This window comes from Microbulbifer sp. ARAS458-1, assembly GCF_045348205.1.
Classification (GTDB): domain Bacteria; phylum Pseudomonadota; class Gammaproteobacteria; order Pseudomonadales; family Cellvibrionaceae; genus Microbulbifer.
This window is the reverse complement of record NZ_CP155838.1, coordinates 3,606,347-3,628,829: the sequence shown is the minus strand read 5'-3', so window position 1 is coordinate 3,628,829 and position 22,483 is coordinate 3,606,347. Positions and strand designations below refer to the sequence as shown.

Genomic DNA, 22,483 nt, shown 5'->3' with positions numbered 1-22,483 from the left:
CAGCTGCTATGCTGGCAATACGGCCAGTGTTAATATCGTGCAAACGTACACAAAAGATTCTGGTTTGAAGAAACGTCACTTTTTTGCGAGGAGCAGGGACTTGCTTGAGCGCACCACACTCAATACCTTGGTATTGGCGACATTCCTTTCGGCTCCCCTGGCTCTGGCGCAGGATGCATCGGACCCATTCGCCGAAATCCCCAATGAGACGCCAGCGGCTTCCACTGCTCCACAAGCTCCGGCTCCGGTGGCTGACACAGATGCCGATCCTTTTGCTGAGTCTGGAGCAGACACCAGCGATAGCACCGGAGAAGGTGCCGCCGAGGATGGTGTTGGCTCGGCACTGGAAGATGAGTACGGCTTTGATCCGGCGGATGAATTCGCCAGTGCCGAAGAGCCGGAGCAGCGCGACCCCTGGGAGGGCTTCAACCGCGCCATGTTCCGCTTCAACGACACTGCGGATCGCTGGTTTCTCAAGCCTGCCGCCACCAGCTACCGCCAGATTACGCCGATCTTTATGCAGACCGGTATTTCCAACTTCTTTTCCAATGTACACGAATTGAACAATGTTCTGAATGATGTGTTGCAGTGGAAGTGGAAGCAGGCGGGCAATGACACCGGACGCTTCCTTATCAATACCACCGTGGGTATTGCCGGGCTGTTTGACGTGGCGCAGCACATGGGTCTCGAGCCCAACGATGGTGAAGATTTTGGCCAGACCCTGGCGGTGTGGGGCCTGCCTTCCGGACCCTATGTGGTGGTCCCTATGCTGGGGCCGTCCACCATTCGTGATTTCCCGGGCGAAGTGGTCATGTGGTACACCAACCCCTTGACCTACTATGTGGATCCCAACTCGCTGGAATACACCATTAAGATGGTGGACGTGATTCAGTCCCGCGCCAGCCTGCTTCAGGCTGAGTCACTGTTACAGGGAGACCGCGACCGCTACGTACTCATGCGCGATGCATACCTGCAGCGCCGGGAGTTCCTGATCAACGATGGCGAACAGGAAGACGACTTCGGCGGCGATCTGGATGAATACGATTTCTGACACGGAGAATGTCTCCAGCGCACACGACGATCCCGGCGCCAGCCAGGTCGTCGGTGGGCGTCACAGCCTGCTCCTGATTGAATCCGATCAACCCTGCCGGGAGCAGGTTCAAAAAGCTCTGATAAAGCTCGGCTACACCGTTACCTTGGTGGATAACGGTGTGGAGGCCATCGGCTGTTTTGACCCGGCCCGGCACGATCTGGTGGTAACCGACCTGCACCTGCCGGATATGGGGGGGTTGGAGGTGCTGCGCAAGGTGAAAGGGTTGTGCCCGGAAACGCCCGTGGTGGTGCTCGCTTCCAACAGTGAAGTCAGCGATGTGGTACAGGCCCTGCGCCTGGGTGCCAGTGACTACCTGCTCAAGCCCGTGGCTGATGAAGATGTGATTACTCACGCCATTACCCGGGTGACCGAAGCACAGGATCTGGCGCGGGAAAATCGTGCTTACCGGGAGCAACTGGAAGAGCGTAACCGGGAACTGCACGAGCACATTGAGCTGCTGCAGCGCGATCACGAGGCGGGGCGCCAGTTGCAACAACACCTGCTGCCGCGTAGCCCGTACTATTACCCGGCGGGTATTGAAGCGGCTTATCGCCTGCAACCATCTCTCTACCTGAGTGGCGACTTTATCGATTACGGCCTGTTTGGCGAACGCTTTGTGGGCTTTTATCTGGTGGATGTCTCCGGTCACGGTGTTTCCTCCGCACTGGTGACGGCGCTGATCAAGCACAGCATCATGCACCTGTTGCGGGAACGCCCGCTGTTCAGCCAGTTGAATACGATTGACCAGGATCTCATCGATATTCTGGAAATGATCAACGCGGAATTGATCGGCACCAGTCTCGATAAACACGCCAGTATGTTTGTGGGGGTGGTGGACAGTCGTGCACGCCAGCTGCACTACGCGGTGGCCGGTCAGGTGCCCATGCCAGCGCTGGTGACCAGCGATGGCGCCCACTGGCTGACGGGCAAGGGGCGGCCACTGGGGCTGTTTCATCGCGGCGGCTGGGAAGTGCGCCACTGCGCGCTTCCTTCCAGCTGGCGGCTGGTTACCTGCTCAGACGGCGTTCTCGAATTGCTGGATGGCGATCTGCTGCAAAAAGAAGAGCAGCTGCTGCAGATGATCGACCGCAGCCGTGGCGACCTGGATAGCCTGTGTGCCGCACTCAAGGTGGATACCGCCGAGTCCTTCCCCGACGACATTACCATTCTCACACTGCGGCAAGATCTGGCGGCAGACTGACACTCTCTCCTGGCGATAAAGTGGCCAGCCGGTCACCAGTAGGCCCGAAAATTGCTGCATACTGTCCGCAAGACCCACCGGTACCACAGTGGTCTTGTCAGCGCTGTCGGGCAGGAGTAAGCTCCGCCCACTTTAGGGCAATCGTTCCATCGGGTGCACCACTAAGGCACGCGATCAGGGCCGATATGCAAAGGTATGCACAAGGAAGCGTGCTGCGGTCACAAGCCGCAATTTAACCATCTCGCATCCGCGCTCGGGAACAGGGCAGGGTGTGACTGAGGTCAACTATGCAGTCCGGGCAGATAATGGTTGGTGACCACCAGGGCATCTATGTTGTCAAACTGGTGGGTGATGTACGCCTCAACCTGTGTACATCTTTCGATAGCTTTATCGACAAGATGTTTTCGCAGAGCGACTTTCGCAGTGTGGTGTTCGATATGCACGACACCGATGGTGTAGACAGCACGACCCTGGGTCTTATGGCCAAAATCGCCTTCCGCAGTGAAGAGAGTGATGGTGGCAAACCGCTGGTGCTGTGCGACGACCGCGGTCTTCTGCACCTGCTGGACTCCATGGGGTTCGATGATCTGATGGATTTCTCCAGCGAGTCCGATGCCTACCAGGCTGAGCCTACCCCCTTGAAATGCGATACCCCCGATGAGCAGAGTGCCCGTGAAATGGTGCTGGAAGCGCACCGGGTGCTTATGAGCATGAACAAAGAGAACGCAGATACTTTCCGCGACCTGGTTCATGCTCTTGAAAGTGAGCAGGGTGGTGGAACGACTGAAACCTCCAACCGTGTGTCAGAGAGTGAAACTGAAGCCGTTGATCGCGGTTGTAAAGCGCACGCCGGTAATCATCACTCACACGGCCGCACCTCTCATGGTCACACCTCGGGCGGCCACTCCCGTCACAGCCACAAATCCCTGGTCAATCACTGACCGCCATCGGGTCTATGCAAATCCCGCGCTTCCGCACGAGCGCGGGTGAACAGACCGTGAGGTAGATAAATCAGTTCGGCCACCCGCCGTATCAGATGCTCTTCAAACGCGTCGATTTCCCCATCCGCAAATGCCACCTGCCACATCTGCTTTACCAGCAGGTACTTGTCCCGCTCACTGAAATGGTCGTTCACCGTCTGAGTGAACTCGTACAGGGAGGTGGCCTCATTGCGCTCGCTGAGCGCGCGCTCCACCATCGCCTGTGCGGTGTCTTCGTCCAGCTGATAATGGCTTTTCAGCAGTTGCAGCAGAGTGCTGCGTTCGCGGTCGTCGACCTTCTGGTCTGCGGTGGCAATCTCCGCCATCAGCGCGGCACTGATCATACGTACGTCTTTTTCCGGGTGCACTTCCACGCTCTCACCGCGGCCGATCTGATCAAACAGTTTGCGAATGTGTTGCAGCATCATCTAGCTCTTTTCCGGTGGGTATCAGCGTGCTTCCTGTAGCAATTCTTCCAGCTTCAGCTGGTCCGCGACAAAGTTACGGATGCCTTCTGCGAGCTTTTCTGTGGCCATCGCATCGGCATTCAGCTGGTAGCGGAATTCGGATTCGGTCAGCGGTACAGCGGGCTTGGGCTGTGGGGTGACGTCGCTGCCGAGACCTTCAGCCAGCTCACCTTCGTCATCCTGCAGTTCCTGCAGCAGCTGCGGGCTGATGGTCAGCTTGTCGCAGCCCGCCAGCGCCTCAATCTCGCCGGTATTACGGAAACTGGCGCCCATTACGATGGTGGGGTAGCCACGGGATTTGTAGTATTCGTAAATGCTGGCGACGGAGAGTACGCCGGGGTCATCTGCGGCGGTGTAGTCATCGCGTCCGGTACTGGCCTTGTACCAGTCGAGAATACGGCCCACAAATGGCGAGATCAGGGTCACCCCGGCCTCGGCGCAGGCCACGGCCTGGCACTGGCTGAACAACAGGGTCAGGTTACAGTGGATACCCTCACGCTCGAGCACCGATGCGGCGGCGATGCCTTCCCAGGTGGATGCGAGCTTGATCAGCACCCGATCGCGGGCCACGCCATCCTGCTCATACAGAGCAATCAGCTTGCGTGCATATTCCACACTGGCGCGGGTATCGAACGACAGGCGCGCGTCCACTTCAGTGGAAACCACACCGGGTACGATCTGCAGAATCTCCTTGCCGATGGAAACCGCCAGTTTCATGGACGCCATGGCAATGACATCATTCCCGCTCTGTTCCGCCCAGGCGAGGGCGCCTTTCAGGTGCTGCTGATATTGTGGGAGCTGCGCGGCCTTAAAGAGTAGGGAGGGGTTGGTTGTCGCATCCTGTGGATGGTATCGGCGGATCGCTTCAATATCACCGGTATCCGCAACCACCAGGCTGCGTTGTTTGAGTTGTTCCAGTTTGTTCATTTCCCCACGTCCTTATCGTTCAAAATAATTATCTGGTGGATGTGCCTTCGGCTTATCCACCCTACAAAATACGAGCCACCCGTAGGGTGGATAAGCCGCAGGCGCATCCACCAATCCCTCGGGCCAGGCTACGCCGCGTCGGTCACCATGGCCAGCGCCTGTTCCAGTACTTCCGGCCCGGCCCCTGCGGTATGTGCGCGCTCACTCAGATGTCGGCGGAAGCGGCGCGCACCGGGAACACCCTGGAATAATCCCATCATGTGCCGGGTAATATGTTTGAGGCTCTGTCCCCTGGACATCTCGCGTTCAATATAGGGCAGCATCTGATGTACCACTTGCGCAGGTGTCGGCCCGGCTTCGCCGTCAAACAGCGCGGCGTCCACATCCGCCAGCACCGCTGGCGTCTGGTAGGCGGCGCGACCGAGCATAACACCATCGAGTTGCTGTAAATGTGTCTGACACTCCTCGATCGAGTTGATGCCGCCGTTCAGCACAATTTCCAGCTCCGGGTAGTCCCGCTTCAGCTGATACACCATCTCATACTTGAGCGGCGGTACTTCCCGGTTTTCTTTCGGGCTTAACCCATTCAGCCAGGCCTTGCGTGCATGCACGATAAACGTGGTGATGCCGGCCCTCGCCTGGGCCTCCACAAAACGTGTGAGCCCCGGGTAATCTTCCATATCGTCGATTCCGATGCGGTGTTTCACCGTCACCGGAATGGAAGCCGCACTGCGCATGGCCCCAAGACATTCTGCGACCAGGTCCGGTTCCGCCATCAGGCAGGCGCCAAAGCGGCCCTTTTTGACCCGATCGCTGGGGCAGCCGCAATTCAGGTTTACTTCACTGTACCCCCACTGTTCGGCAATTTCGGTGCAGCGTGCCAGATCCTCTGGATCGCTGCCGCCCAGCTGCAGCGCCACCGGCTGCTCTTCTACATTGAAATCCAGGTGACTGCGCTTGTCGCCAAATAGAATCGCGCCGGTGGTCACCATCTCGGTATAGAGCAGTGCCCGTTTGCTGAACAGGCGCCAGAAGTAGCGACAATGTCTGTCACTCCAGTCCATCAGAGGTGCGGTGCAGAAGCGGTGAGAATGGGTTTTCGACATAACTACTTGATTTTACTGCGATTTATCTGGCCTTACCGGATTGGGTGTCACCCCTGTTGTGTACCAGTTTAACCCCGTTTTACCCCATTTTTTGTACCTGTGTGGTACATTTCTGGTACGGGAATTGGCTTGTACCAGTGGGGAATCATGGCAACCATCAGGGCGCGTAAAAACGCGAAGGGTGAGGTGCGCTACACAGCGCAGATCCGTCTATTTCAGAATGGAAGGGTAGTTTATACGGAGAGCGAGACGTTCGGCAAAAAAGCCCAGGCGAAGGCGTGGGCAGACCGACGGGAAATGCAGCTGCAGGATCCCACCGAACGACTCAAGAAGCAGTGCCGCGGCTACACGGTCGGCGATGTGCTGCAGACCTACCTGGATGACTTTATCGATGTGGGTAACTTCGGGCGATCAAAGCTCGCCACCATCAAGGCGCTGATCAATCGGCCGGACCTGGCCGACCTCGACGCGATGAATCTGCGCCGCTCCGATATCCTGGATTACCTCCGCCGCCGCCTCAAAGAGGCAAAGCCGCAGACGGTGAAGAACGACATTATGTGGCTGTCGGTGGCGTTCAAGACGATTGCGGCCAGCCGCGAGTGGCCGATCGCAACCGCAGAGGTAAGTGCTGCGTTTGATGTGGCGACGCAGACCAAGATGGTGAAGAAGGCGGAGCAGCGCGACCGTCGCCCAACGCTCGAGGAGCTGGAGAAGGTTCTGGACTATTGCGCAGGCAGCCGCCACCTGATCATTCCGCTGGGTGAGCTGGTGTTGTTCGCCATTTTCTCCGCGCGCCGCCAGGAGGAAATCACCAAACTCCGCTGGGATGACTTGGACCGCGACAAGCAGCAGATACTGGTGCGGGATGCCAAGGATCCGGTGCGCCCCGTGAGCTACTGGGTGCACGTTCCGGATGAGGCGCTGGCCATCATTGAGCGCCAGCCGAAAACCAGCGAATTTATCTTCCCCTACAACCCCACCTCAGTGGGCGACCGCTTCGGGATGATCAAGAAGGTACTGGGCATCGATGACCTGCGTTTTCACGACTTCCGCCATGAGGCGGCCAGTTACTGGTTCGAGCGAGGTCTACCGATTCACCGTGTGGCGCAGATCACAGGGCACCGTTCCTGGGGAACCCTGAAGCGGTACACGCATCTGTATGATTTTGGTGAGCAGGATAAATATAACGGGTGGCGTTACCATCCAGTATGTGACTAGCAGCGAGGCAATTAAAGTTTAACATTCCCACTTTTTCACAGTTTCCCAGTTTATTTAAAGGTGTCCTTTTTCACAAAAGTGACGCCTTTTTTTGTGCTCAAAGAGGAGTGGCGTGCCAGGCCGTAAATTCAGTGTGTTGTAATAAAGTGGCTGTTATAGGTGTTTCCACGATTCGAGAAATATGATCCAACGCCAGCTAATGCCGCAATAGTTTGTAGTGATCTAGTAACAATGGAGCCGAAAATGGAATTTCTTTTGAAATTTTTGGATAGAGTAAGTGGTACGTTTTTTCAATATAAAGCTAGCGCAATTACCAAGGCTGAACGGTGGTTAAAAACTGGACTGCTATCTTTATTCCTATTGAGTCCTATATCAGCCAACGCTGATTTTATCGTTAGTGGCCCAGGATTAGATGGCACGGAGAGCAGCACTGGGCAATACACGTTAACAGCAAAAACGCAAGTTGGAGGTTGTCCATACCCCAGTTGTATAGTAACGGTTTCATTGACAATTGAGGAGTTCGTAGGGGGAAGCTGGGAAACTGTTAAGTTTCAATCTGTTGACAGATACATCACAAATAGTAATTACCCGCCAATGCAGGAGTGGATAAGCCTATCTGCTAACGAGGACAAACCTAATGGAGTTTATTCGTATAAAGCGAAAATAGGGCATGGGTACCAGAATACCTCGGGAGGGCCCGGTACCGGTACTGGCACCGGGTCGCAGGAACTTCTTGAGATAACGGTTAATGCAGCAGGTGGGGGCGCGACTCACCCTGTGGGAGATTACGAAGTTTTAACTGGAGATGTAAACAGTGATGGGCGTACAGATTTATATGTAAGACCGATCGCAGGAAGTGCGCCAGAATATGTCGTCAAGAGGAACTCTAATAAAACCTTTTCTTATGTACAGAATCCCAATATAAATGGTGCTTCTTGGGCTGCATCGAATGTAGTTGCTACTGTACTTGATTTCAACGATGACGGTTCAAATGACATCTTCCTGAGAAAAGCTGGCTCGACAGTTAACAATCTGGATGGAATTTCAGGGGTTAAAGATCAGTTAATTTTCACTAGTGGTAATGGGGTTGCTCACATTCGAGCCATAGACTCTTCTTTTAAATCATTTTTTGAGGAGGTTTATCTTTGGCTGCAAGATGATCAATACTTTATTGATAATGCTGAATACGATTCTGTTACCAAAGATTGGCCGGTCGTTTTATTGCGAGCTATATCTTCAAGTACTGCGTATCCCGCTGCGTGTCTTGGTTATGATTGCTGGTATGTTTTAGGCTCAGATCTCGCTGAGTGGTTTCCATACGATGGATATGATGCGAGTAAAGTGTATTGGTTCGTAGATGCAACAGTATATGAAACCAGACTTGTTCCTGATTACTCGGCATTCAATCAATTGGCTGTTAGGTACAGTGAGGTTTTTGGAGGGATACGAGCACGTAGCGAGATTGTAGCTGGTTCAAACGCAGCTATAGAGTTTTCAGACATCGTAGAGGAGCTCTTCGGCATCCAGTATATGAATGGCGCACTAGAGAACCCTGGCCAAACTATTCCTGGTGAAGAGCAACTTGAACCAGCAAGAATTCGATGGCTGCGACTTCTGCGCTGGATTCCAATAGTTGCCGCTACGATTGAAGAAGCGACCTCTAGGCCGAAGAAAGAGCCGATTTGGCGCGTTGTTGATGACTATGAGCTTAATTTGATCCAGCAAAATGACGCCTTTTCCATTGGCCCCAATCAGTCAATAGTTCAGTTTTGGAGGAAAATTAAAGATGCAGATTGGTATGCGACGGAGGGGATGCGATATATTGCAGATCCTATCAATTTTCATAGGACTATGCTTGAAGTTTGGGTGTCGCCAACTGTGATAAACGCAGGTATGCCGGGTACTGATCCCGGAGACGGAGGGCGTCCATGGATAGCTTACGATGCGACCACTTTGCCGACACTGAATGCAGATATTGATGGTTCCTTTGGGGGAATTAGGGAGTTAAAGGAATATGACCCCGAGTAAACTCGACAGTCCTAAAGATAAGATTCTTCATCTTACAGTAGATGTTAAAACCAGAGATACTGAAGTTGCGGAAGACGGATCCGTGATTAATGCGGGCCTGCGTCCTGGCCTCAAGCTGGAGGGATATGAACACTTGGGAACGTTCATATCGATAGTAAAAGAGTGTGAATCAAGCTTAGGGGTAAATGAGCAAGCCTTAATTGAGTTGAATGTTGTATGTCCTAATGAATATGTTCCCCTTTTTACTGTTGGTGGGAGGGTTTCGTTACATTTAGCTCAGTACTACATTGCGGATGGCGTAGTCTGCCAGCTTGATTTTTAGTGATTACTGGTACCTTCAGTTGCTGACGTTAACAGTAACTGGAGGTCCCTTTTCTTCATTGATCACTTTTCATTTCCATTTTCGCCAGCTGCGTTCCGCAACGTGCCCGTATCAGAGTAAGACGGTAGTGGGCAATACTGTTCACCAGGGCAAGCTCCCCTTTGAGCTCGCGAATCTCGATATCTCGCTGGCGTAGCTCGGCCTTGAGATCTTCAATCGTGTTGCTATTTCCCATGCGTCACCCGTTCAGTCTTTTCCAGTCGTGCTGCGCTTCTGCGCGACACTTATCGATATGGCCTGCCAGATCGGCAGCGCTAATCAGCCATTCACTTTTCTGGCTGCCGCCGCGATAGCACGGCACCGGCAGTTGCTGCAGGCGGGCGCGCTCGACGGCTTTGCGCTCACCTACTCCAAAATATTTGCTGCAGCACTGGCGCAGGGGTATGTCCGCGCTGCCGTATTCCGCCATGAGTAAAAACAGCGTATTCATGCGGCTGTGGGCTCCTTTGGTTTCAGGTTGCTGCGGTCTTCGATGTTGTCGGCGAGCAATTCCAGGCGAAGCTTGAGCACTTCGGTTGCGCCACTGAGGCGGGCGGCCCATTCGGCGGGCTCACGCGCTTTGCCGGCGAGCTTCACGTAGTGCTCAGTGCTGGCGATGGCGCCGCGCAGGTCTGCCAACAGCGCTTCGGGTTGCAGTTGCCGCTGTAGTCGGCTGATGGCGACCTGTACTGCACTTTCGAGGTAATCGAGACGCGCTTGGGCTGATGCCCCTGGGTATGCGTCGACAGCTTGCTTCAGTGTGTTTGCGACAGTATTGGGGGTGTTCATACCAGGTCCTCCCGGTTGCGGATTCGTACCACCTGGCCGCCGCGGCGGGGCATGCGCGGGCGCAGCAGGTCGCTGCCAGATCCGGTGGCAGTCACCAGCAGGGTGATCAGTACGCACAGCTGGATCATTCCGTGCTTCATGGCGGTGGCAATCGCATCCGGACAGCCCCGGGCATGCAGCTTGAAAAAACATTCGGTGAGCAGATTGGATACGTTGGCCTTGGAGCAGCCCATTACGGTGGCGGTCTCGGCGTTGCTGAGTCCCTTGGCTCGATGTACGAGCGCTTCAGCCTGGCGTGGTGCCAGCTTGCGGTAGGTGGTTTGCATTGGTGTTCTCCCGTGTCCCTGATATAAAAATTACCAGCGGTAATATTACCGGTCAAGCGAAAGGTAATATTTTTTGAGAGAATGGTTCGGGATGGGGCTGTAATGGCGTGTAACGGGGCGGGGGTTCCGCGTGACTATAGGGTGCTGGTATGCTCAGGTTGGCACTAAAAATGCCAATCGGGTCACAGTAAGAGCGGGGATAATTTTGTGAGTTTCAAAGCAAGGCTTCGTGCCGACGATTTCTCCTGAGCATCCCTGTTTGACCCTTCGAGTCAGCCCAACCTAATAATGCTGACGGTGCCATTCAATATGAATCAGCTGAGCTTCCAATGCAGTTAAACAATTTATCAGTCGACAGAATAATAATTCACCAAATTTATAAGCGCGATGAGGAAGGTAAAGTAGTTGAGCCTCGTCAGAGCCACGAATTTACTAAGTTTGATAGTAGTGCCATGGACGCGTTTATTTCGAGAGTGCGGGATGCGCTTGGTGAAGGATCTAAGGCCGTTCAAATGGAAGTGGTGCAGCACGGCGATACCTTTTTGCCGAAATTGGCCGCTACTTTGATCGACCAAAACGATGATGACTTCGCTAAATCCTCGTACGAAGTTGCCAGAAAGCTGAGCTTTGCCCAGAACACTAAATCTATCCCAGGGGGGATAGTCGTTGTTTTTACTGGGAAGCAAGGGCATCCTCAGCAAAGATTTTTGGGTATAATCAAAGCCGAAATACACAGTGCTTACGAAAAAAGTGTTAACGAAGAAACTCAGGAAATTTCTCTGAAATTCGTTGAGGAAGTATTGCTTACACCCGGTACTAGGTTGTACAAAACTGCCGCGTTTTTTGAAAAGTCTACTGCAGCGGACCTTGAAAACCTTAACGAAAAGTTTGCTGTAATGGTGTCTGACTATCAAATCAGTAAAGCTGATGGTGCCGCTGCTGCGCATTATTTTTACTCTGGGTTTCTTGGGTGCGGATATCCGCAGACAAGCGCTAGAACCACAATGCAGTTTTACAATGCGGCGAATTCATTTATTGATGGGCTGAATGTTTCTGCAGAAAAGAAGTGTGATTATTTCAACGCCTTGAATACCTATTTGAAGGTTGGTGCATCGTCGTCTATTGGTGCCGCGGATTTTGCCTCAAATTATTTCGACCCTGATCTTCAGGATGACTTTAAAGCTCACATGGAGGATGCCGGTCTGCCTACAACGGCATTTACCAGAGATCTGGAGCATATAGAAGGTAAATTAAAGACTCGCCAGGTGAAATTTAGTAAGAACGTAAAAATTATTGCACCATCTGACGTATTTAAAGACTATATAAATATTGAGACCATTGATGGTGACCCCGATGAATCTGGAGCGGTACAGCAATGGACAAAAATCATTGTTAAAGACAAGATTACCCAGCAAGAATGAATGAGCCAGAGTTTCTAGAAAAGTGGCAATCAGAGAAGCCTATATACAAAGCGTGGGGTGATTTTGTTGTCGAGCAGATATCTGAATCTTTAGTCGACAAAGGCGTGGATTTGGGAGTTTTTTTAAAGGTTCCTGCGAAAGTCAGGCTTAAAGATGATAAGTCATTAATTGATAAGGCATTTTACCGCCCAGGCAAAAATTATTCAGACCCATACAATGACATTGAAGACAAGGTCGGCGCTCGATTTGTTGTTCTTTTGTTGGAAGATATAAGTAGGATTTGTGAAGTAGTCGAAAGCTCTGAGAGTTGGACGTTTGACGCCTGTAAACACTTTGATCTTGACAAAGAAAACTCCCCACTCCTGTTCACCTATCAGTCGGTGCATTATGTGGTTCGTCCAAAGCAGGATGTTCAATTTGATGGGGTGAGTATTCCTAGCTCAACGCCTTGTGAGCTACAGATTAGGACTTTACTGCAGCATGCTCATGCAGAGCTCACGCATGACGCCGTTTATAAAGCGAAGCGGACTGTGCAACCTAAAGTGCACAGAACGGTTGCTAAAAGTATCGCACTCATTGAAACCGCTGATGATTTCTTTGCTGACGTTAGCAGACAACTGAATAGCGGGCCTTTAGTTGAGCTTGGGATTCTGGATAGGCTAGATGGACTCTACTATAGCCGCACAGGTATCAAGCCATTTAATCAGAAATCGTCTTTAGTGATTTGGGATGAGTTTGAAGATCTCTTGGGGGAGGGTTTGTTTGAAAATATTCAAACACTAGTTGAAAGCAATCCCTTTATTCCCGATTGTATTAAGCAGCATTATCCTGAAAATTCGCTATATCAGCAGAGCGTAGCCTTTTTTATATATTGGCTGATCAAACGCAAGAAAAACCGTCTTTTGGCAGACTGGCCGCTAGATAGAAAACTTTTGGAACCCTTCGCCTCGGATCTTGGGGTTAGCCTTTGGGGCGGCGATTGAGGAGCCGGCTTGTTCCTCCGTGGCTAGCTATAGAGCTATACAAATATCGGAACCTTGCGTTAATCGCTATTCGAGGTGGGTGCTGTTGCGGCAGAGATAGACCGCCAGCTGCTCTATTGTGAAGCCGCTGGGGAAATGCTGTCACTATTTTTAATAATTGGAGTGTCAGGTGCGGTACAGAGAATTTGTACATGTAAGGGAGCAGTTTGAAAGAAATGCTGAGGCTCTGACTCAAGGGTGGCGGGAAACGGGCAAGTCAGTAAATGCGATGTTTCCACAAGGGTATATTAGAAAATTTAGTGAATTAAGGCCTCGCTGGCCTTACCTTGATTCCGGACACAAAACCTTGGTGTGCCAAATTTCACAAGTTTGCGATGTGAACGCTTGGAACTTACATGTTTGGAACTTGCTTGGAACAGCTGGGGCGGCGTACGTATGGCATTGCACTTTGCCTCTAATAGCGATTATTGAAGTGTTATGTCGAGAGTTTTGTCGGGCCGCAGAAATCCCCATATCGGGTCGACGAAATTTCGAAGGGTTTATTAATGGGCTCCATGAGAGTGCAGTAATTGATTCGGGACTGGCGGAAGAACTGCATGATTTGCGGATGTATAGGAATATCATCCATCTTAACGCGGACAAAACTCCGGAGATTAACACTGAGGGTTATCCTGCCGAATGGGTTAACGCAAATGTGGCACTTCAGAGATTAGAGGTGGTGCTTAAAGAGGCCTTTCCGGAGGTAGAGCAAGGCAAGGCGGTAAGTAAATAAAAAGCCCGCATACGGCGGGCTTTTTTTATTGCGCGGCCTTTTGGGGTTCCGCTTCACTTTGAGTGACGTTGGTTTTCACTAATCCGTCAAACGTTGCTAAAGGTAGGATCGCGCGTCCCCAGGGCATAGATGCAGTTATAGACTCCAAACGGTCTCGCATTAGGCCATAGAGTATGTTGGCACCATTGAACACCAAAACTTTGTCTGCATTAACGGGATCTTCTTTGTAGCCATCAGGGGCTTCGTCAGTAAATGCCAAGTAGCCAATCACTTCGATATTGATAGAGTAAAATGAGCCAAAGCTATCTTTACTAATATCTTCTGACTTAGATTTTACATTCAGCTTAATCGTGGCGCGACGAGGTTCACCCTCTTCTTGGGCAACATCGAACTGCTCTAGTGAAAACTCTAGGTCGTCCACATGGAACGCATCCGGCATATCTTCCAGTTCGGCAGCAAGGTTGCATTTAACTGAGAAGTCTACAAATGTGTAGTGATCAAGCTGCAATATAGATTGTTTCACTGTCGTCACACTCCGCTCTAATTTGGTTTAAATCAATTACCTTGGCGGGCTTATTCCTTACTTGTTCCATTTCTGCTTGAACCGCCTTGGCGCGCTCAGCTTCTTGTTTTTTAATAACTGCAGAAAGTCGTTTGAACATTTCGTCATAAATGGCCTTGGGCATGAGAGCGATTTTTACCTCGCAATCCAGAGCAGTTGCCATTTTTGTCAAACTGAGGATTGAGAAGTTTTTATCGCCGCGAAGCGCTTGAGTGACGTATGAGCGGCTGCAGTTTAGTTCTCCTGCGAGGTCTGCTTTGGTCATGTTTTTCATGTCCATTGCGGACTCAAGCATCAGAGCGAGATCCATTTGTATCTCGGCAGCTTTGGCCGCAGGGGTATCCTTAATGCGTGCAAAAAGATCCTTGAGACGAGCCATATTACCTACTCCACGATTGTTAATGTTCCATCGGCTTTAGCATTCAGATAGCGCTCTTTTAGCCTAGCCGCCTTCTTCTTATCTTTTTTAGGAGTTTCTTGTGTTTTCTTGCGGAACATGTGCCCGCATACGACGATATTTCCTTCATCATAAAAGAAGGATAGGCGCCACTTCCCTTTAATAAACTCGTAAATATCATTGGGTTTATCTATGTGGTGCCGGTTGTTCCTGGGGATGTTCTTTGGGCCAACTATTGCCGCTCGTTCAAGCAGCTTCAACCATCCAGCGAGCTCACCATCGGTCAGGCCGCTCATCACCTCATCTAGCTCTGAATTGCCACCTTCGTCACATTCGACAAGTATCCGCCAATCAGAGGGCGCGACTATATCAGAGAGGTTCACAGGTTGTTAACCTATTAGTTAACATGTTTAGCGGAAAGTTCAGAAAGATCAAGATTGCTCGCTCCCTGTTTTGGCTATTTTGCCATTATTGTTTTCCAAAACCCCTTGGTTGCGGGGCGCTCAGCGCTTACTTTGTGAGAATTGTCTCACATTTTGACTACTTCTTGTCGCCGGTCATCAGTTCCAGGCTGCTCTTCAGTACTGCTGTATGTTCTTTGGTCAGTGATCCGTCGCGGGCGCGCTTGAGGATGGCGTCTACCAAGTCGCGGACGTGGCGGGGGATATCGGCTTCCTGCACCTTGGAGGTGTTATCCCCATAGACCTCGTCGGGGTCGATTGGCTTGTGGCCCCCAAAGAACTTGCCTGCGCCCTCTCCAAACGGGTCAATCTGGACCATCTCGCCCCACTGGAAATCTGGATCGATATCGCTCGGTTTCACTTCCAGCAGCTTCGCGAACTTCATTATCGCGTCGGTATTCAACCCGATCCTGCCGTTCAGGTATGACGCCACTGCCCCCTGTGAGCTCCAGCCGATAAGGTGCGCCGCCTTCTCCTGGGTTAAATCCAGGCGCTTTTTCTTAGCGTGCCAAATCTCCCGCAGGCGTTGCTGCGCGATCTTTTGCTGTGCGGTGAGTTGGCGTCTTTTTTCCATTGGTTGGATTTTATTAGCAGTGCTACTCACAGCTCTAGCTCCATTGGTGTTGACTGGTAATATTACCGCTGGTAATTTTATTTAAATGAAACCGATAGAACGCGCCATCAAGGTGGTGGGAACACAGGAGCAATTGGCCCATGCGCTGGGGCTCAAGTACCAGAGCTCCATTTCTCAGTGGGTGACCGGCCGTCGGCCTGTTCCACCTATGCAGTGCCTTCCAATCGAGAAGGCTACCGGCGGGGCAGTAACCCGCTACGAGCTGCGCCCGGACGTATTTGGCCCGGCGCCGGATGGCGAGTTGAAGAAGGCAGGCTAAGCCGCGGGGGCGGCGACGTGTGCTGACGAATAACGAACATAGTGAATCTCCCTTTTCCCTGATTGCCATTCTGGCTGTGGGGGTGGGGGAGAAGAATCAGACCGGGTACATGGGTATCCATACAGGGGGCACGATGGCCAGCGAACTGAAAGTGGTGCTGCAGGCAGATATTCAACCAGCGCTGAACTGCCTGCAGTCGATCAAGGCCGACCTGTCAGATCTTGAAGGTTTTGTTGAAGCTCCGCTGAAGGTCCTTGAGCGCCTTATCGACACTGGCCAGCCCCTTTTTGAGTTCCGATGCATCGACGTCGATGTTGGCTCCACAGGAGCATCGAATCTGTGTGTTCGCGTTGAGCCCGGAGATTCGCTTTGTGTGTTTGCGGCCGCACTTCGGGCAGGGGATTTCGACGGATTGGTTACCGAAAGCTGACATAACTATTCCTTGTATGACTGTTTGTTGGCGCTTTCAGCATACCGGGAGAGGCGACACCTGCCCAGTGGTGTGACAGCCGGAGAGACGGCAAATAACGAATTAGGGGGCTTCGAAAGGAGCGGGAGAAGACCATGACAATAACGCCAATCACAGGGGCGAGCGTATGAGCACCCGGATTATGTCCGAGTGCTGGCCGCTCGCTATGTCACCGGCACAGAAGTCTGTGCTCATTTCTCTGGCTGACCAGGCGAACGACGACGGCGTTTGCTGGCCTTCCATCGGGACTATGGCTTTGCGTACCTGCCTGACTGACAGGGCGGTGCGTAAGGCTGTGCGTGAGCTGGAATCGATGGGGATCCTGGTTAGCAATTGCCGCTCGGGCAGATCCACGTATTACACGATTACTGTGGATAACTTTGTGCCGCCGGTGCGGAAAAAGCGTACGCGCAAGGCTGCCGAACCCCGGAACGAGGTTCCGCCCACCCCGGAACAAGGTTCCGCCCCGGAATCTCATTCCCCCGGAACCACATTCCCTCCACCCCGGAACGAGGTTCCCCCCACCCCGGAACCACATTCCGGGGACCCCGGAACCACGTTCCCCCAGAACCGTAAAGAACCGTCATTGAACCATCAGGGAACCGTCAGAGAGGGGCACGCAAGCGCGCCCTCACCACTGGGTGAAAAATCGCCAGCGAAAAAATCTACTCGCGGGACTCGCTTGCCCAGCGACTGGCAACCCGGCCCGGAGTACTTCGCCGCAGCACACGAGATTAACCCCCGATTGAGCAACCTGCAGATCGTGGAGATTGCGAACGGCTATCGCGATTACTGGATTTCCCAGCCCGGGCAGCGGGGCGTGAAGCTGGACTGGCTGGCGACCTGGCGGAACTGGGTGCGCCGTGAGCGCGGTATCCCGACACCGCCACTAAGCAACCCGGGCAACCAGCGTACCCGCGATGTGAGCGCGGTGGATATCGCCACGGACACGAGCTGGTGACCGGTATGCGGACGATTGAATTCACGTTGCCGCAGGCCTCGCCTCTGCTGAACCAGATTCGCGGCATGGCTCCGAAGGCGTACATGGCAATGCGTCGTGACTTGGCGAACGTGGTTTACGGGGCACTGGTGCGGTCTGGACAGCGCCGGCCTGCAATGCCGTTCAGCCGTGTGCACATCGAGATCGTGCGCGGCAACAGCGGTTCGCTGCCGGACTGGGATGGCCTCTACGGCGGGCTGAAGCCGTTGCTGGACACGTTCGTTCCCCCGAGTCGACGCCACCCACACGGGTTGGGATTGATCGAAGACGACAACCCTAAGTGCGTTGTGTCGCTGAATGCGCGCCCAGCAAAAACGAAGCGCGGCGAGCAGTGGACGCAGATTTTGATTGCCGAGGTACTGGAGTGAACCAGTTGCCGCACCGGTGGGCTGCGGATATCAGCGCGGGCCGCCGGGTAATTGCGGATGTACCGGCTGAGTTGAGAGAGCTCACCGAGTACCAGCTGGGCCTATTGATCGGTACCCGGCGTGCGCACCAGCTGGACGTGCGGCTGGGGCTGGCCGGGCAGGGCACCCGGATGACGGATTTTGAGCAGTTGAGCGATGCCACCAAGCGCGGTGTACGGCTGGGACTGCAACGGGAGTTTTTTCTACGTCGCCACCAGGCGCGGCGCGGATTGAGTGGGAAGCAACGACGGGGGAGGCGGGCATGACGAGTATTACGGAAGCACCAACGCGCAACTGGTTCACCAGCGAGGAACTGCAATGCGGTTGCAATGGTTGCAATGTAGCGCGAGAGGCCGGCGAACAGGTGGGCTTCAATGCGGACCAGGTGAAAGCGGGTTTCCTACTGCACCTGAACCGGCTGCGGGAATTCTGGTACGGCAAGCCGATGGTGGTATCGAGTGGATTTCGCTGTATCGAGCACCCTCTGGAGGCGAAGAAGCGCACCGCAGCGATGAAAGCGTCTGTGGAATACGTGCCTGGAGATCACCCGTGTGGTGTGGGGGTGGATATCCAGTTGGCGGGTGAGCGGGCACTGGAACTCATTGAGGCAGCGGGTTCGTACAACCGCGCCCACCTGAAGTTAGGCCTGCCGCGCCCGTTTTCGGCCATCAGCCCGAACCAGCGCGGAGACTGGAATACCCGCTTTGTGCACCTGGGGGGCAACACCAACGCACCCCGTCGTCCACGTCCGCACATATGGACCTACTGAGCGAGGTGGCTATGGAGCGAGTAAGCAATCAAGTGATCGCCGCCCTCGAGGAACAGTTGTTTGTCTGGGCGCTGTTCAGCGCGACCGGTACCGGCAACTGCGGTACCAGCCCGATCTACGCGCTGATGATGGGCAGGGTTCAGAGCACCCGCTGCGGATCCGTGGCACTGATGGACGATACCCGGGCTGCGGAGATCGATAGCGCAATGGCAAAAGTTAAACGTGAGTCTCCGGAGCAGTACAGGGTGCTGAGTGTGGAGGCGTACAGCCTGCTGGGCGGTGATTCGCTGGCCCTGCAGCGTAGCCGAGCGCGTCGACTGCGCATGAGTGAGCGCACTTACCGCCGCCACCTGCAGTCTGCGCGGTTGTTCCTGGCGGCGCTGCTGTTCGGCCCCCGGTGGGCGGCCAGCGTTGAGGAGTTGGCAGCATGAGTTTGAAACCTACCCGTATTCCCAAGCTGCTGGCATTGGCTAAGAACCGGACCTGTGTGGCTTGCGGAATCGGCGACGACACCATCGTGGCTGCGCACTACCAGGGCTACCGCTCCCATGCCTACGGCAAGGGTCGAGGGATTAAACCGCACGACGCGATGAGCGCGCAGCTGTGCTTCAAGTGCCACGGTGAGGCTGACCGTAGTGGATTCGCCAAAGGGCGCATTGAGCACAGCGCTGTATTCCTGAAATACATCATCGTCACCCACCTGCGCCTGTACATGGAGGGGCAGTTGTTTGCCAACGAGGAGGGCGGCCAGTTACTCGCTCAGCTTTGTCGGAACGCACGCACTCTGATGGGGGAGAGCGAAGAGAGCCTGCACCGCACGGCAATGGAGATCGCGGAGTGTTTCGACAGTGGTGCCCTGCAGCCGATTACCCGTCGCGGTGCATGTGTTGGCGATTTTGTGGGGGTGATTTATGCGGGTGGCTAATGGGTTCGGCGAGCTGTACTGCACCCGTGGAGAGCACTGGGTGGATCCGGACAAGTTTCCCAAAGACAAGCGAGCAAAGACCGGCCGCGCCAGTTGGTGCCGTGAGTGTATGGCGGAGTATCGCCGGCAGCGCGCGGCACAGATTAAGACCGAGCAATTGCGGGAGCTGGCAAAGCAGAAGCAACTGCAGCCAATTTTTTGATAGTGGAGCAAATGAGCGATGGCGAGAGGCGTCAACAAAGTAATTTTGATCGGCAACCTGGGCGGGGATCCGGAAACCAACCAACTGCCCAGTGGGGGCTCGGTAACCAACTGCAATATCGCTACCAGTGAGACCTGGAAGGATAAGCAGACTGGTCAGCAACAAGAGCGCACCGAATGGCACCGCGTGGTGTTCTTCAATCGCCTGGCAGAAATTGCCGGGGAGTATTTGCACAAGGGCAGCAAGGTCTACGTGGAGGGCTCGCTGCGCACCCGCAAATGGCAGGACAAGAATACCGGGCAGGATCGCTATACCACTGAGATTGTGGTGGCAAATATGCAGATGCTGGATAGCGCCAACGGTAACGGCGGTGGTATGGCCCAACAGCAGGCGGCCTCCTATCCGGAAGCGGGCGGCCAACAGTACGACGACATTCCGTTTTGACACTACAGGAGCAATGCAGATGACAGAGACAGTACCGCCGTATATGGAACCTGGCGAGTTTCAGCCATTTCGTCCCGCTCTCTCTGAGGAGCACCAGTTATCGCTTCTGGGGGTGCCGGGATACGAAAAGCTGGGCGATGTACTGCGCCGAGCCTATAAGCAAGCTGCTGCGGGCAAGGGTAGCGATCGCCACGCGCAGGGTCAGCCCTTCCACGAGCAGCCAATGCAGCGCATTAGCCAGCTACTGGATACAGATGGCGGCATGGCCTTTCAGGCAATGAAGAAAATTCAGGAGTCCCGGAGACTGCCAACCCGTGAGCAACGCGTGGCGGAGCTTCTGGGGGCAATCAATTACATTGCTGGCATGGTGATTTTTGAGGAAGACAGTTTGCCAGTAAGGCCAAGCGAGTAATTCCACCTCTCACAGGGTGATATCAAGGCGGTGCTGGTATGGGCTGCAGTTACAATCAAGAGGATCCACATGGATAACCAACATAGAAAAATTAAGGGCTATCGTGAACTTTCTGAGGAAGAGATCGAGGCCATGAATGCAATCAAGACCAAGGGCGCAGAGCTGGGTGAGCTTGTTGGTAAGCTCCGCAACACCGATAGCGTGGATCAGCGCTGGGTAAGTATCGGAGCCACTGATCTGCAGCAAGGACTGATGGCGTTGACGCGCTCTGTGGCTAAGCCTGATTTCTTTTGACTGGTCGCGAATGAAATTTCATTCGCTGGATTTTGCAGTTTGGCCGTTCGGTGGTAAAAAATCGCTAACTTGGAAAAGTTGTCACCGCAAATCGTTAAATGTATTGAACCGGCTTCGCGCCGGTTTTTTTGTGCTTGGAGAAAACATGAACGGACAGGAAGGAAGCGCCGTAGCCACTACAGCCGCTGGTGTTGGCATGACGCAAGTGCCCGTAAGCCCCGTGCAGTTGGTGGGGTTGATCGTCGCCACCCTTGGCCTGATCTGGAATGTGTACGCCACGATAACACGCAACAAGCACAACAAATTTGTGCGCGACCAGGCCGCCAAGGCTGAGCGGCGACAAAAATCCATTAAATAATTCAGTTTTGCCACCCCTGATTCTCCCTATTCCCCAATCCCGTTTTGGGGGTGGCACCCTACAACCTGCGAGAACGAAAACATGGACTGGAAAGCCCTAGTAAAAAACGTGGCCCCCACGATCGGCGCGGCCCTCGGTGGACCTGCGGCGGGCACTGCGGTCAAGTTTCTTGCGGATAAGTATCTGGGCGACCCGGAAGCCGACGAGAAAGACCTCGCGGAACTGGTGCTGAACAGCAGCCCCGAGCAGCTCGCTGAGCTGCGCAAACTCGACAATGAGTTTCGGGTACAAATGCGTCAGTTGGATATCGATGTTTTCGCACTAGCGGTAGACGACCGCAAAGACGCCCGTGGCATGGCTGCGAAAACTAGTTTGATGCCGCAAATCATTTTGTCTTGTTTATTTATCTCCGGCTATTTCGGCCTTATTTGGGCGCTGTTCTCTGGTGAGGTAGTAATGACTCCAGAGATTGAGAAAACCAGCACTCTGATGCTGGGAGTGATCACCGGCGCCATTCCAATGATCCTGCAATTCTGGTTTGGGTCCAGTCAGGGCTCAAAAGACAAGACCGCGCAGATGGCGGCGCAGAAGCCCGGCTAATGATAAGCATCAAAGACGACCTGCACCTGCTGGAGAAAAAGCTGGGCAGGATGGGGCAGAGGATAGTGCCAAAGGCTGCGAGCCAGGCGATTAATCGTGCTTTAAAGAGCGTGAACAGCTCAGCCATCAAAGAGGTGGCAGCCGAGACCAGCGTAAAGCAGAAGGATATCCGCCAGGCGCATAAGCTATATCTGGCACGCCGTACCAGGCTGCAAGCGTCCATTGACGCAGCTAAAGCAAGAGCACGCAACCTGATTGAGTATGTGCGCCCAGCCCAGCGCAAGGCGGGCTACTTCAACAGTCGCAGCAAGCGGGGCAAGTTCAAGGCGCCAGGCGTGAAAGCCAAGGCCTGGGGCAAGACCAAGACATACAGCGGCACCTTTATCGCACGGGCCCCACAGGGGCAGCTGCTGGTGTTCGCTCGCAAAGGTCCCGGCCGCACGCCCCTCAAAGGTGTGGCAGGCCCCAGCCCTCGCGGCACGTTCGTAAGCCAGCGCCTTGAGCAGGTGATGGAGCGCAAGGCCCGCGAGCGCATACCTATCGAGCTGACCAGATCCATACAAAACGAGCTGCGCAAACTGAAATGACTAACACCATGCACACAGCCGCGGGTCCTTC

The 22,483-nt window shown here is 53.8% G+C and carries 35 protein-coding genes and 1 pseudogene; 25 read left to right on the top strand and 11 right to left on the bottom strand.

What is annotated here, in order from left to right:
• Positions 1–100: 100 nt before the first annotated feature.
• The 3 genes from AAFH99_RS15245 (at position 101) to AAFH99_RS15235 (ending at position 3,235) form a co-directional block, all read left to right on the top strand.
• Positions 101–1,051 (top strand): VacJ family lipoprotein, encoded by a 951-nt coding sequence (locus AAFH99_RS15245; protein WP_231491787.1) that lies wholly within the window; start codon positions 101–103, stop codon positions 1,049–1,051.
• Positions 1,035–2,294, top strand: coding sequence for a PP2C family protein-serine/threonine phosphatase (locus AAFH99_RS15240; RefSeq protein ID WP_051687131.1), 1,260 nt, complete (start codon positions 1,035–1,037; stop codon positions 2,292–2,294). Before AAFH99_RS15245 ends, AAFH99_RS15240 begins: the two co-directional genes overlap by 17 nt.
• Before the next feature lie 287 nt (positions 2,295–2,581).
• Positions 2,582–3,235, top strand: coding sequence for an STAS domain-containing protein (locus AAFH99_RS15235; protein ID WP_231491786.1), 654 nt, complete (start codon positions 2,582–2,584; stop codon positions 3,233–3,235).
• On the opposite strand, the gene AAFH99_RS15230 is transcribed toward AAFH99_RS15235, so the two are convergent.
• The 3 genes from AAFH99_RS15230 to dusA all read right to left on the bottom strand — a co-directional run bounded on the left by AAFH99_RS15230 (position 3,229) and on the right by dusA (position 5,774).
• Positions 3,229–3,702: a TerB family tellurite resistance protein gene (locus AAFH99_RS15230; RefSeq protein ID WP_231491784.1), complete on the bottom strand. Its 474-nt coding sequence runs from the start codon at positions 3,700–3,702 to the stop codon at positions 3,229–3,231. The two genes, AAFH99_RS15235 and AAFH99_RS15230, sit on opposite strands and share 7 nt — an antisense overlap.
• 21 nt (positions 3,703–3,723) lie before the next feature.
• Positions 3,724–4,668 carry a transaldolase gene (tal, locus tag AAFH99_RS15225; RefSeq protein WP_406828156.1) on the bottom strand — a complete coding sequence of 315 codons (945 nt, stop codon included), beginning with the start codon at positions 4,666–4,668 and terminating at the stop codon, positions 3,724–3,726.
• 128 nt (positions 4,669–4,796) lie between these two features.
• Positions 4,797–5,774, bottom strand: coding sequence for a tRNA dihydrouridine(20/20a) synthase DusA (gene dusA, locus AAFH99_RS15220; RefSeq protein WP_406828155.1), 978 nt, complete (start codon positions 5,772–5,774; stop codon positions 4,797–4,799).
• A gap of 147 nt (positions 5,775–5,921) precedes the next feature.
• On the opposite strand from dusA, the gene AAFH99_RS15215 reads away from it, so the two are divergent.
• From AAFH99_RS15215 to AAFH99_RS15205, 3 genes are all read left to right on the top strand, one after another.
• Positions 5,922–6,992, top strand: coding sequence for a tyrosine-type recombinase/integrase (locus AAFH99_RS15215; RefSeq protein WP_406828154.1), 1,071 nt, complete (start codon positions 5,922–5,924; stop codon positions 6,990–6,992).
• Between the two features lie 243 nt (positions 6,993–7,235).
• Positions 7,236–9,020 (top strand): FG-GAP repeat domain-containing protein, encoded by a 1,785-nt coding sequence (locus AAFH99_RS15210; RefSeq protein WP_406828153.1) that lies wholly within the window; start codon positions 7,236–7,238, stop codon positions 9,018–9,020.
• Positions 9,007–9,342, top strand: a complete 336-nt coding sequence (locus AAFH99_RS15205; protein WP_406828152.1) for a hypothetical protein — start codon at positions 9,007–9,009, stop codon at positions 9,340–9,342. The genes AAFH99_RS15210 and AAFH99_RS15205 overlap by 14 nt, the downstream gene beginning before the upstream one ends.
• Positions 9,343–9,397: 55 nt before the next feature.
• Here the strand turns inward: AAFH99_RS15205 and AAFH99_RS15200 are convergent, their stop codons facing one another.
• The 4 genes from AAFH99_RS15200 to AAFH99_RS15185 are packed head-to-tail and all read right to left on the bottom strand — an operon-like array spanning position 9,398 to position 10,496.
• Positions 9,398–9,577, bottom strand: a complete 180-nt coding sequence (locus AAFH99_RS15200; protein ID WP_406828151.1) for a hypothetical protein — start codon at positions 9,575–9,577, stop codon at positions 9,398–9,400.
• Between the two features lie 3 nt (positions 9,578–9,580).
• Positions 9,581–9,832 (bottom strand): pyocin activator PrtN family protein, encoded by a 252-nt coding sequence (locus AAFH99_RS15195; protein WP_406828150.1) that lies wholly within the window; start codon positions 9,830–9,832, stop codon positions 9,581–9,583.
• The gene (locus AAFH99_RS15190) at positions 9,829–10,170 is read right to left on the bottom strand and encodes a hypothetical protein (RefSeq protein WP_406828149.1); all 342 of its coding nucleotides are present in this window, start codon (positions 10,168–10,170) and stop codon (positions 9,829–9,831) included. Before AAFH99_RS15190 ends, AAFH99_RS15195 begins: the two co-directional genes overlap by 4 nt.
• Positions 10,167–10,496 carry a sigma factor-like helix-turn-helix DNA-binding protein gene (locus AAFH99_RS15185; RefSeq protein WP_406828148.1) on the bottom strand — a complete coding sequence of 110 codons (330 nt, stop codon included), beginning with the start codon at positions 10,494–10,496 and terminating at the stop codon, positions 10,167–10,169. The genes AAFH99_RS15190 and AAFH99_RS15185 overlap by 4 nt, the downstream gene beginning before the upstream one ends.
• A gap of 329 nt (positions 10,497–10,825) precedes the next feature.
• Between AAFH99_RS15185 and AAFH99_RS15180 the strand changes: the two genes are divergently transcribed.
• The 3 genes from AAFH99_RS15180 (at position 10,826) to AAFH99_RS15170 (ending at position 13,672) form a co-directional block, all read left to right on the top strand.
• Positions 10,826–11,917 carry a nucleoid-associated protein gene (locus AAFH99_RS15180; RefSeq protein WP_406828147.1) on the top strand — a complete coding sequence of 364 codons (1,092 nt, stop codon included), beginning with the start codon at positions 10,826–10,828 and terminating at the stop codon, positions 11,915–11,917.
• Entirely contained in the window at positions 11,914–12,900 is a 987-nt protein-coding gene (locus tag AAFH99_RS15175) for a GTP pyrophosphokinase family protein (protein WP_406828146.1), read from the top strand. The genes AAFH99_RS15180 and AAFH99_RS15175 overlap by 4 nt, the downstream gene beginning before the upstream one ends.
• Positions 12,901–13,069: 169 nt before the next feature.
• A complete protein-coding gene (locus AAFH99_RS15170; RefSeq protein ID WP_406828145.1) occupies positions 13,070–13,672 on the top strand; it encodes a hypothetical protein in 603 nt (200 codons plus the stop codon).
• 25 nt (positions 13,673–13,697) lie between these two features.
• On the opposite strand, the gene AAFH99_RS15165 is transcribed toward AAFH99_RS15170, so the two are convergent.
• From AAFH99_RS15165 to AAFH99_RS15150, 4 genes are all read right to left on the bottom strand, one after another.
• The gene (locus AAFH99_RS15165; protein WP_406828144.1) at positions 13,698–14,195 is read right to left on the bottom strand and encodes a hypothetical protein; all 498 of its coding nucleotides are present in this window, start codon (positions 14,193–14,195) and stop codon (positions 13,698–13,700) included.
• On the bottom strand, positions 14,170–14,613 hold the full coding sequence (locus tag AAFH99_RS15160; RefSeq protein WP_406828143.1) for a helix-turn-helix domain-containing protein: 444 nt from the start codon (positions 14,611–14,613) through the stop codon (positions 14,170–14,172). The genes AAFH99_RS15165 and AAFH99_RS15160 overlap by 26 nt, the downstream gene beginning before the upstream one ends.
• A 5-nt stretch (positions 14,614–14,618) precedes the next feature.
• Positions 14,619–15,014 (bottom strand): type II toxin-antitoxin system RelE/ParE family toxin, encoded by a 396-nt coding sequence (locus AAFH99_RS15155; protein ID WP_406828142.1) that lies wholly within the window; start codon positions 15,012–15,014, stop codon positions 14,619–14,621.
• A 157-nt stretch (positions 15,015–15,171) separates the two neighbouring features.
• Complete coding sequence (locus AAFH99_RS15150; protein ID WP_406828141.1) at positions 15,172–15,696, bottom strand: helix-turn-helix domain-containing protein; 525 nt, start codon at positions 15,694–15,696, stop codon at positions 15,172–15,174.
• Positions 15,697–15,751: 55 nt separating this feature from the next.
• Between AAFH99_RS15150 and AAFH99_RS15145 the strand changes: the two genes are divergently transcribed.
• The 16 genes and pseudogenes from AAFH99_RS15145 (at position 15,752) to AAFH99_RS15070 (ending at position 22,452) form a co-directional block, all read left to right on the top strand.
• Positions 15,752–15,985 carry a helix-turn-helix domain-containing protein gene (locus AAFH99_RS15145; protein ID WP_406828140.1) on the top strand — a complete coding sequence of 78 codons (234 nt, stop codon included), beginning with the start codon at positions 15,752–15,754 and terminating at the stop codon, positions 15,983–15,985.
• Between the two features lie 19 nt (positions 15,986–16,004).
• Positions 16,005–16,415, top strand: coding sequence for a hypothetical protein (locus AAFH99_RS15140; protein WP_406828139.1), 411 nt, complete (start codon positions 16,005–16,007; stop codon positions 16,413–16,415).
• A 166-nt stretch (positions 16,416–16,581) separates the two neighbouring features.
• Positions 16,582–16,767: pseudogene (locus AAFH99_RS15135) on the top strand (helix-turn-helix domain-containing protein); the annotation flags it as partial.
• Positions 16,768–17,136: 369 nt separating this feature from the next.
• Positions 17,137–17,415 (top strand): hypothetical protein, encoded by a 279-nt coding sequence (locus tag AAFH99_RS15130; RefSeq protein ID WP_406829194.1) that lies wholly within the window; start codon positions 17,137–17,139, stop codon positions 17,413–17,415.
• Between the two features lie 5 nt (positions 17,416–17,420).
• Positions 17,421–17,822 carry a hypothetical protein gene (locus AAFH99_RS15125; RefSeq protein WP_406828138.1) on the top strand — a complete coding sequence of 134 codons (402 nt, stop codon included), beginning with the start codon at positions 17,421–17,423 and terminating at the stop codon, positions 17,820–17,822.
• The gene (locus tag AAFH99_RS15120; protein WP_406828137.1) at positions 17,819–18,127 is read left to right on the top strand and encodes a hypothetical protein; all 309 of its coding nucleotides are present in this window, start codon (positions 17,819–17,821) and stop codon (positions 18,125–18,127) included. Before AAFH99_RS15125 ends, AAFH99_RS15120 begins: the two co-directional genes overlap by 4 nt.
• Positions 18,124–18,630 (top strand): hypothetical protein, encoded by a 507-nt coding sequence (locus AAFH99_RS15115; protein WP_406828136.1) that lies wholly within the window; start codon positions 18,124–18,126, stop codon positions 18,628–18,630. The genes AAFH99_RS15120 and AAFH99_RS15115 overlap by 4 nt, the downstream gene beginning before the upstream one ends.
• Before the next feature lie 11 nt (positions 18,631–18,641).
• The gene (locus AAFH99_RS15110) at positions 18,642–19,061 is read left to right on the top strand and encodes a hypothetical protein (RefSeq protein WP_406828135.1); all 420 of its coding nucleotides are present in this window, start codon (positions 18,642–18,644) and stop codon (positions 19,059–19,061) included.
• Positions 19,058–19,555 (top strand): hypothetical protein, encoded by a 498-nt coding sequence (locus AAFH99_RS15105; RefSeq protein WP_406828134.1) that lies wholly within the window; start codon positions 19,058–19,060, stop codon positions 19,553–19,555. Before AAFH99_RS15110 ends, AAFH99_RS15105 begins: the two co-directional genes overlap by 4 nt.
• Entirely contained in the window at positions 19,542–19,757 is a 216-nt protein-coding gene (locus AAFH99_RS15100) for a hypothetical protein (RefSeq protein WP_406828133.1), read from the top strand. Before AAFH99_RS15105 ends, AAFH99_RS15100 begins: the two co-directional genes overlap by 14 nt.
• An 18-nt stretch (positions 19,758–19,775) precedes the next feature.
• Entirely contained in the window at positions 19,776–20,201 is a 426-nt protein-coding gene (gene ssb / locus AAFH99_RS15095) for a single-stranded DNA-binding protein (RefSeq protein WP_406828132.1), read from the top strand.
• A gap of 19 nt (positions 20,202–20,220) precedes the next feature.
• A complete protein-coding gene (locus AAFH99_RS15090) occupies positions 20,221–20,613 on the top strand; it encodes a hypothetical protein (protein WP_406828131.1) in 393 nt (130 codons plus the stop codon).
• A 69-nt stretch (positions 20,614–20,682) separates the two neighbouring features.
• Positions 20,683–20,907 carry a hypothetical protein gene (locus AAFH99_RS15085; RefSeq protein WP_406828130.1) on the top strand — a complete coding sequence of 75 codons (225 nt, stop codon included), beginning with the start codon at positions 20,683–20,685 and terminating at the stop codon, positions 20,905–20,907.
• 10 nt (positions 20,908–20,917) lie between these two features.
• The gene (locus tag AAFH99_RS15080; protein WP_406828129.1) at positions 20,918–21,265 is read left to right on the top strand and encodes a hypothetical protein; all 348 of its coding nucleotides are present in this window, start codon (positions 20,918–20,920) and stop codon (positions 21,263–21,265) included.
• A gap of 81 nt (positions 21,266–21,346) precedes the next feature.
• Entirely contained in the window at positions 21,347–21,865 is a 519-nt protein-coding gene (locus tag AAFH99_RS15075) for a hypothetical protein (protein WP_406828128.1), read from the top strand.
• Positions 21,865–22,452, top strand: coding sequence for a phage tail protein (locus AAFH99_RS15070; RefSeq protein WP_406828127.1), 588 nt, complete (start codon positions 21,865–21,867; stop codon positions 22,450–22,452). Before AAFH99_RS15075 ends, AAFH99_RS15070 begins: the two co-directional genes overlap by 1 nt.
• The last annotated feature ends 31 nt before the right edge of the window (positions 22,453–22,483 follow it).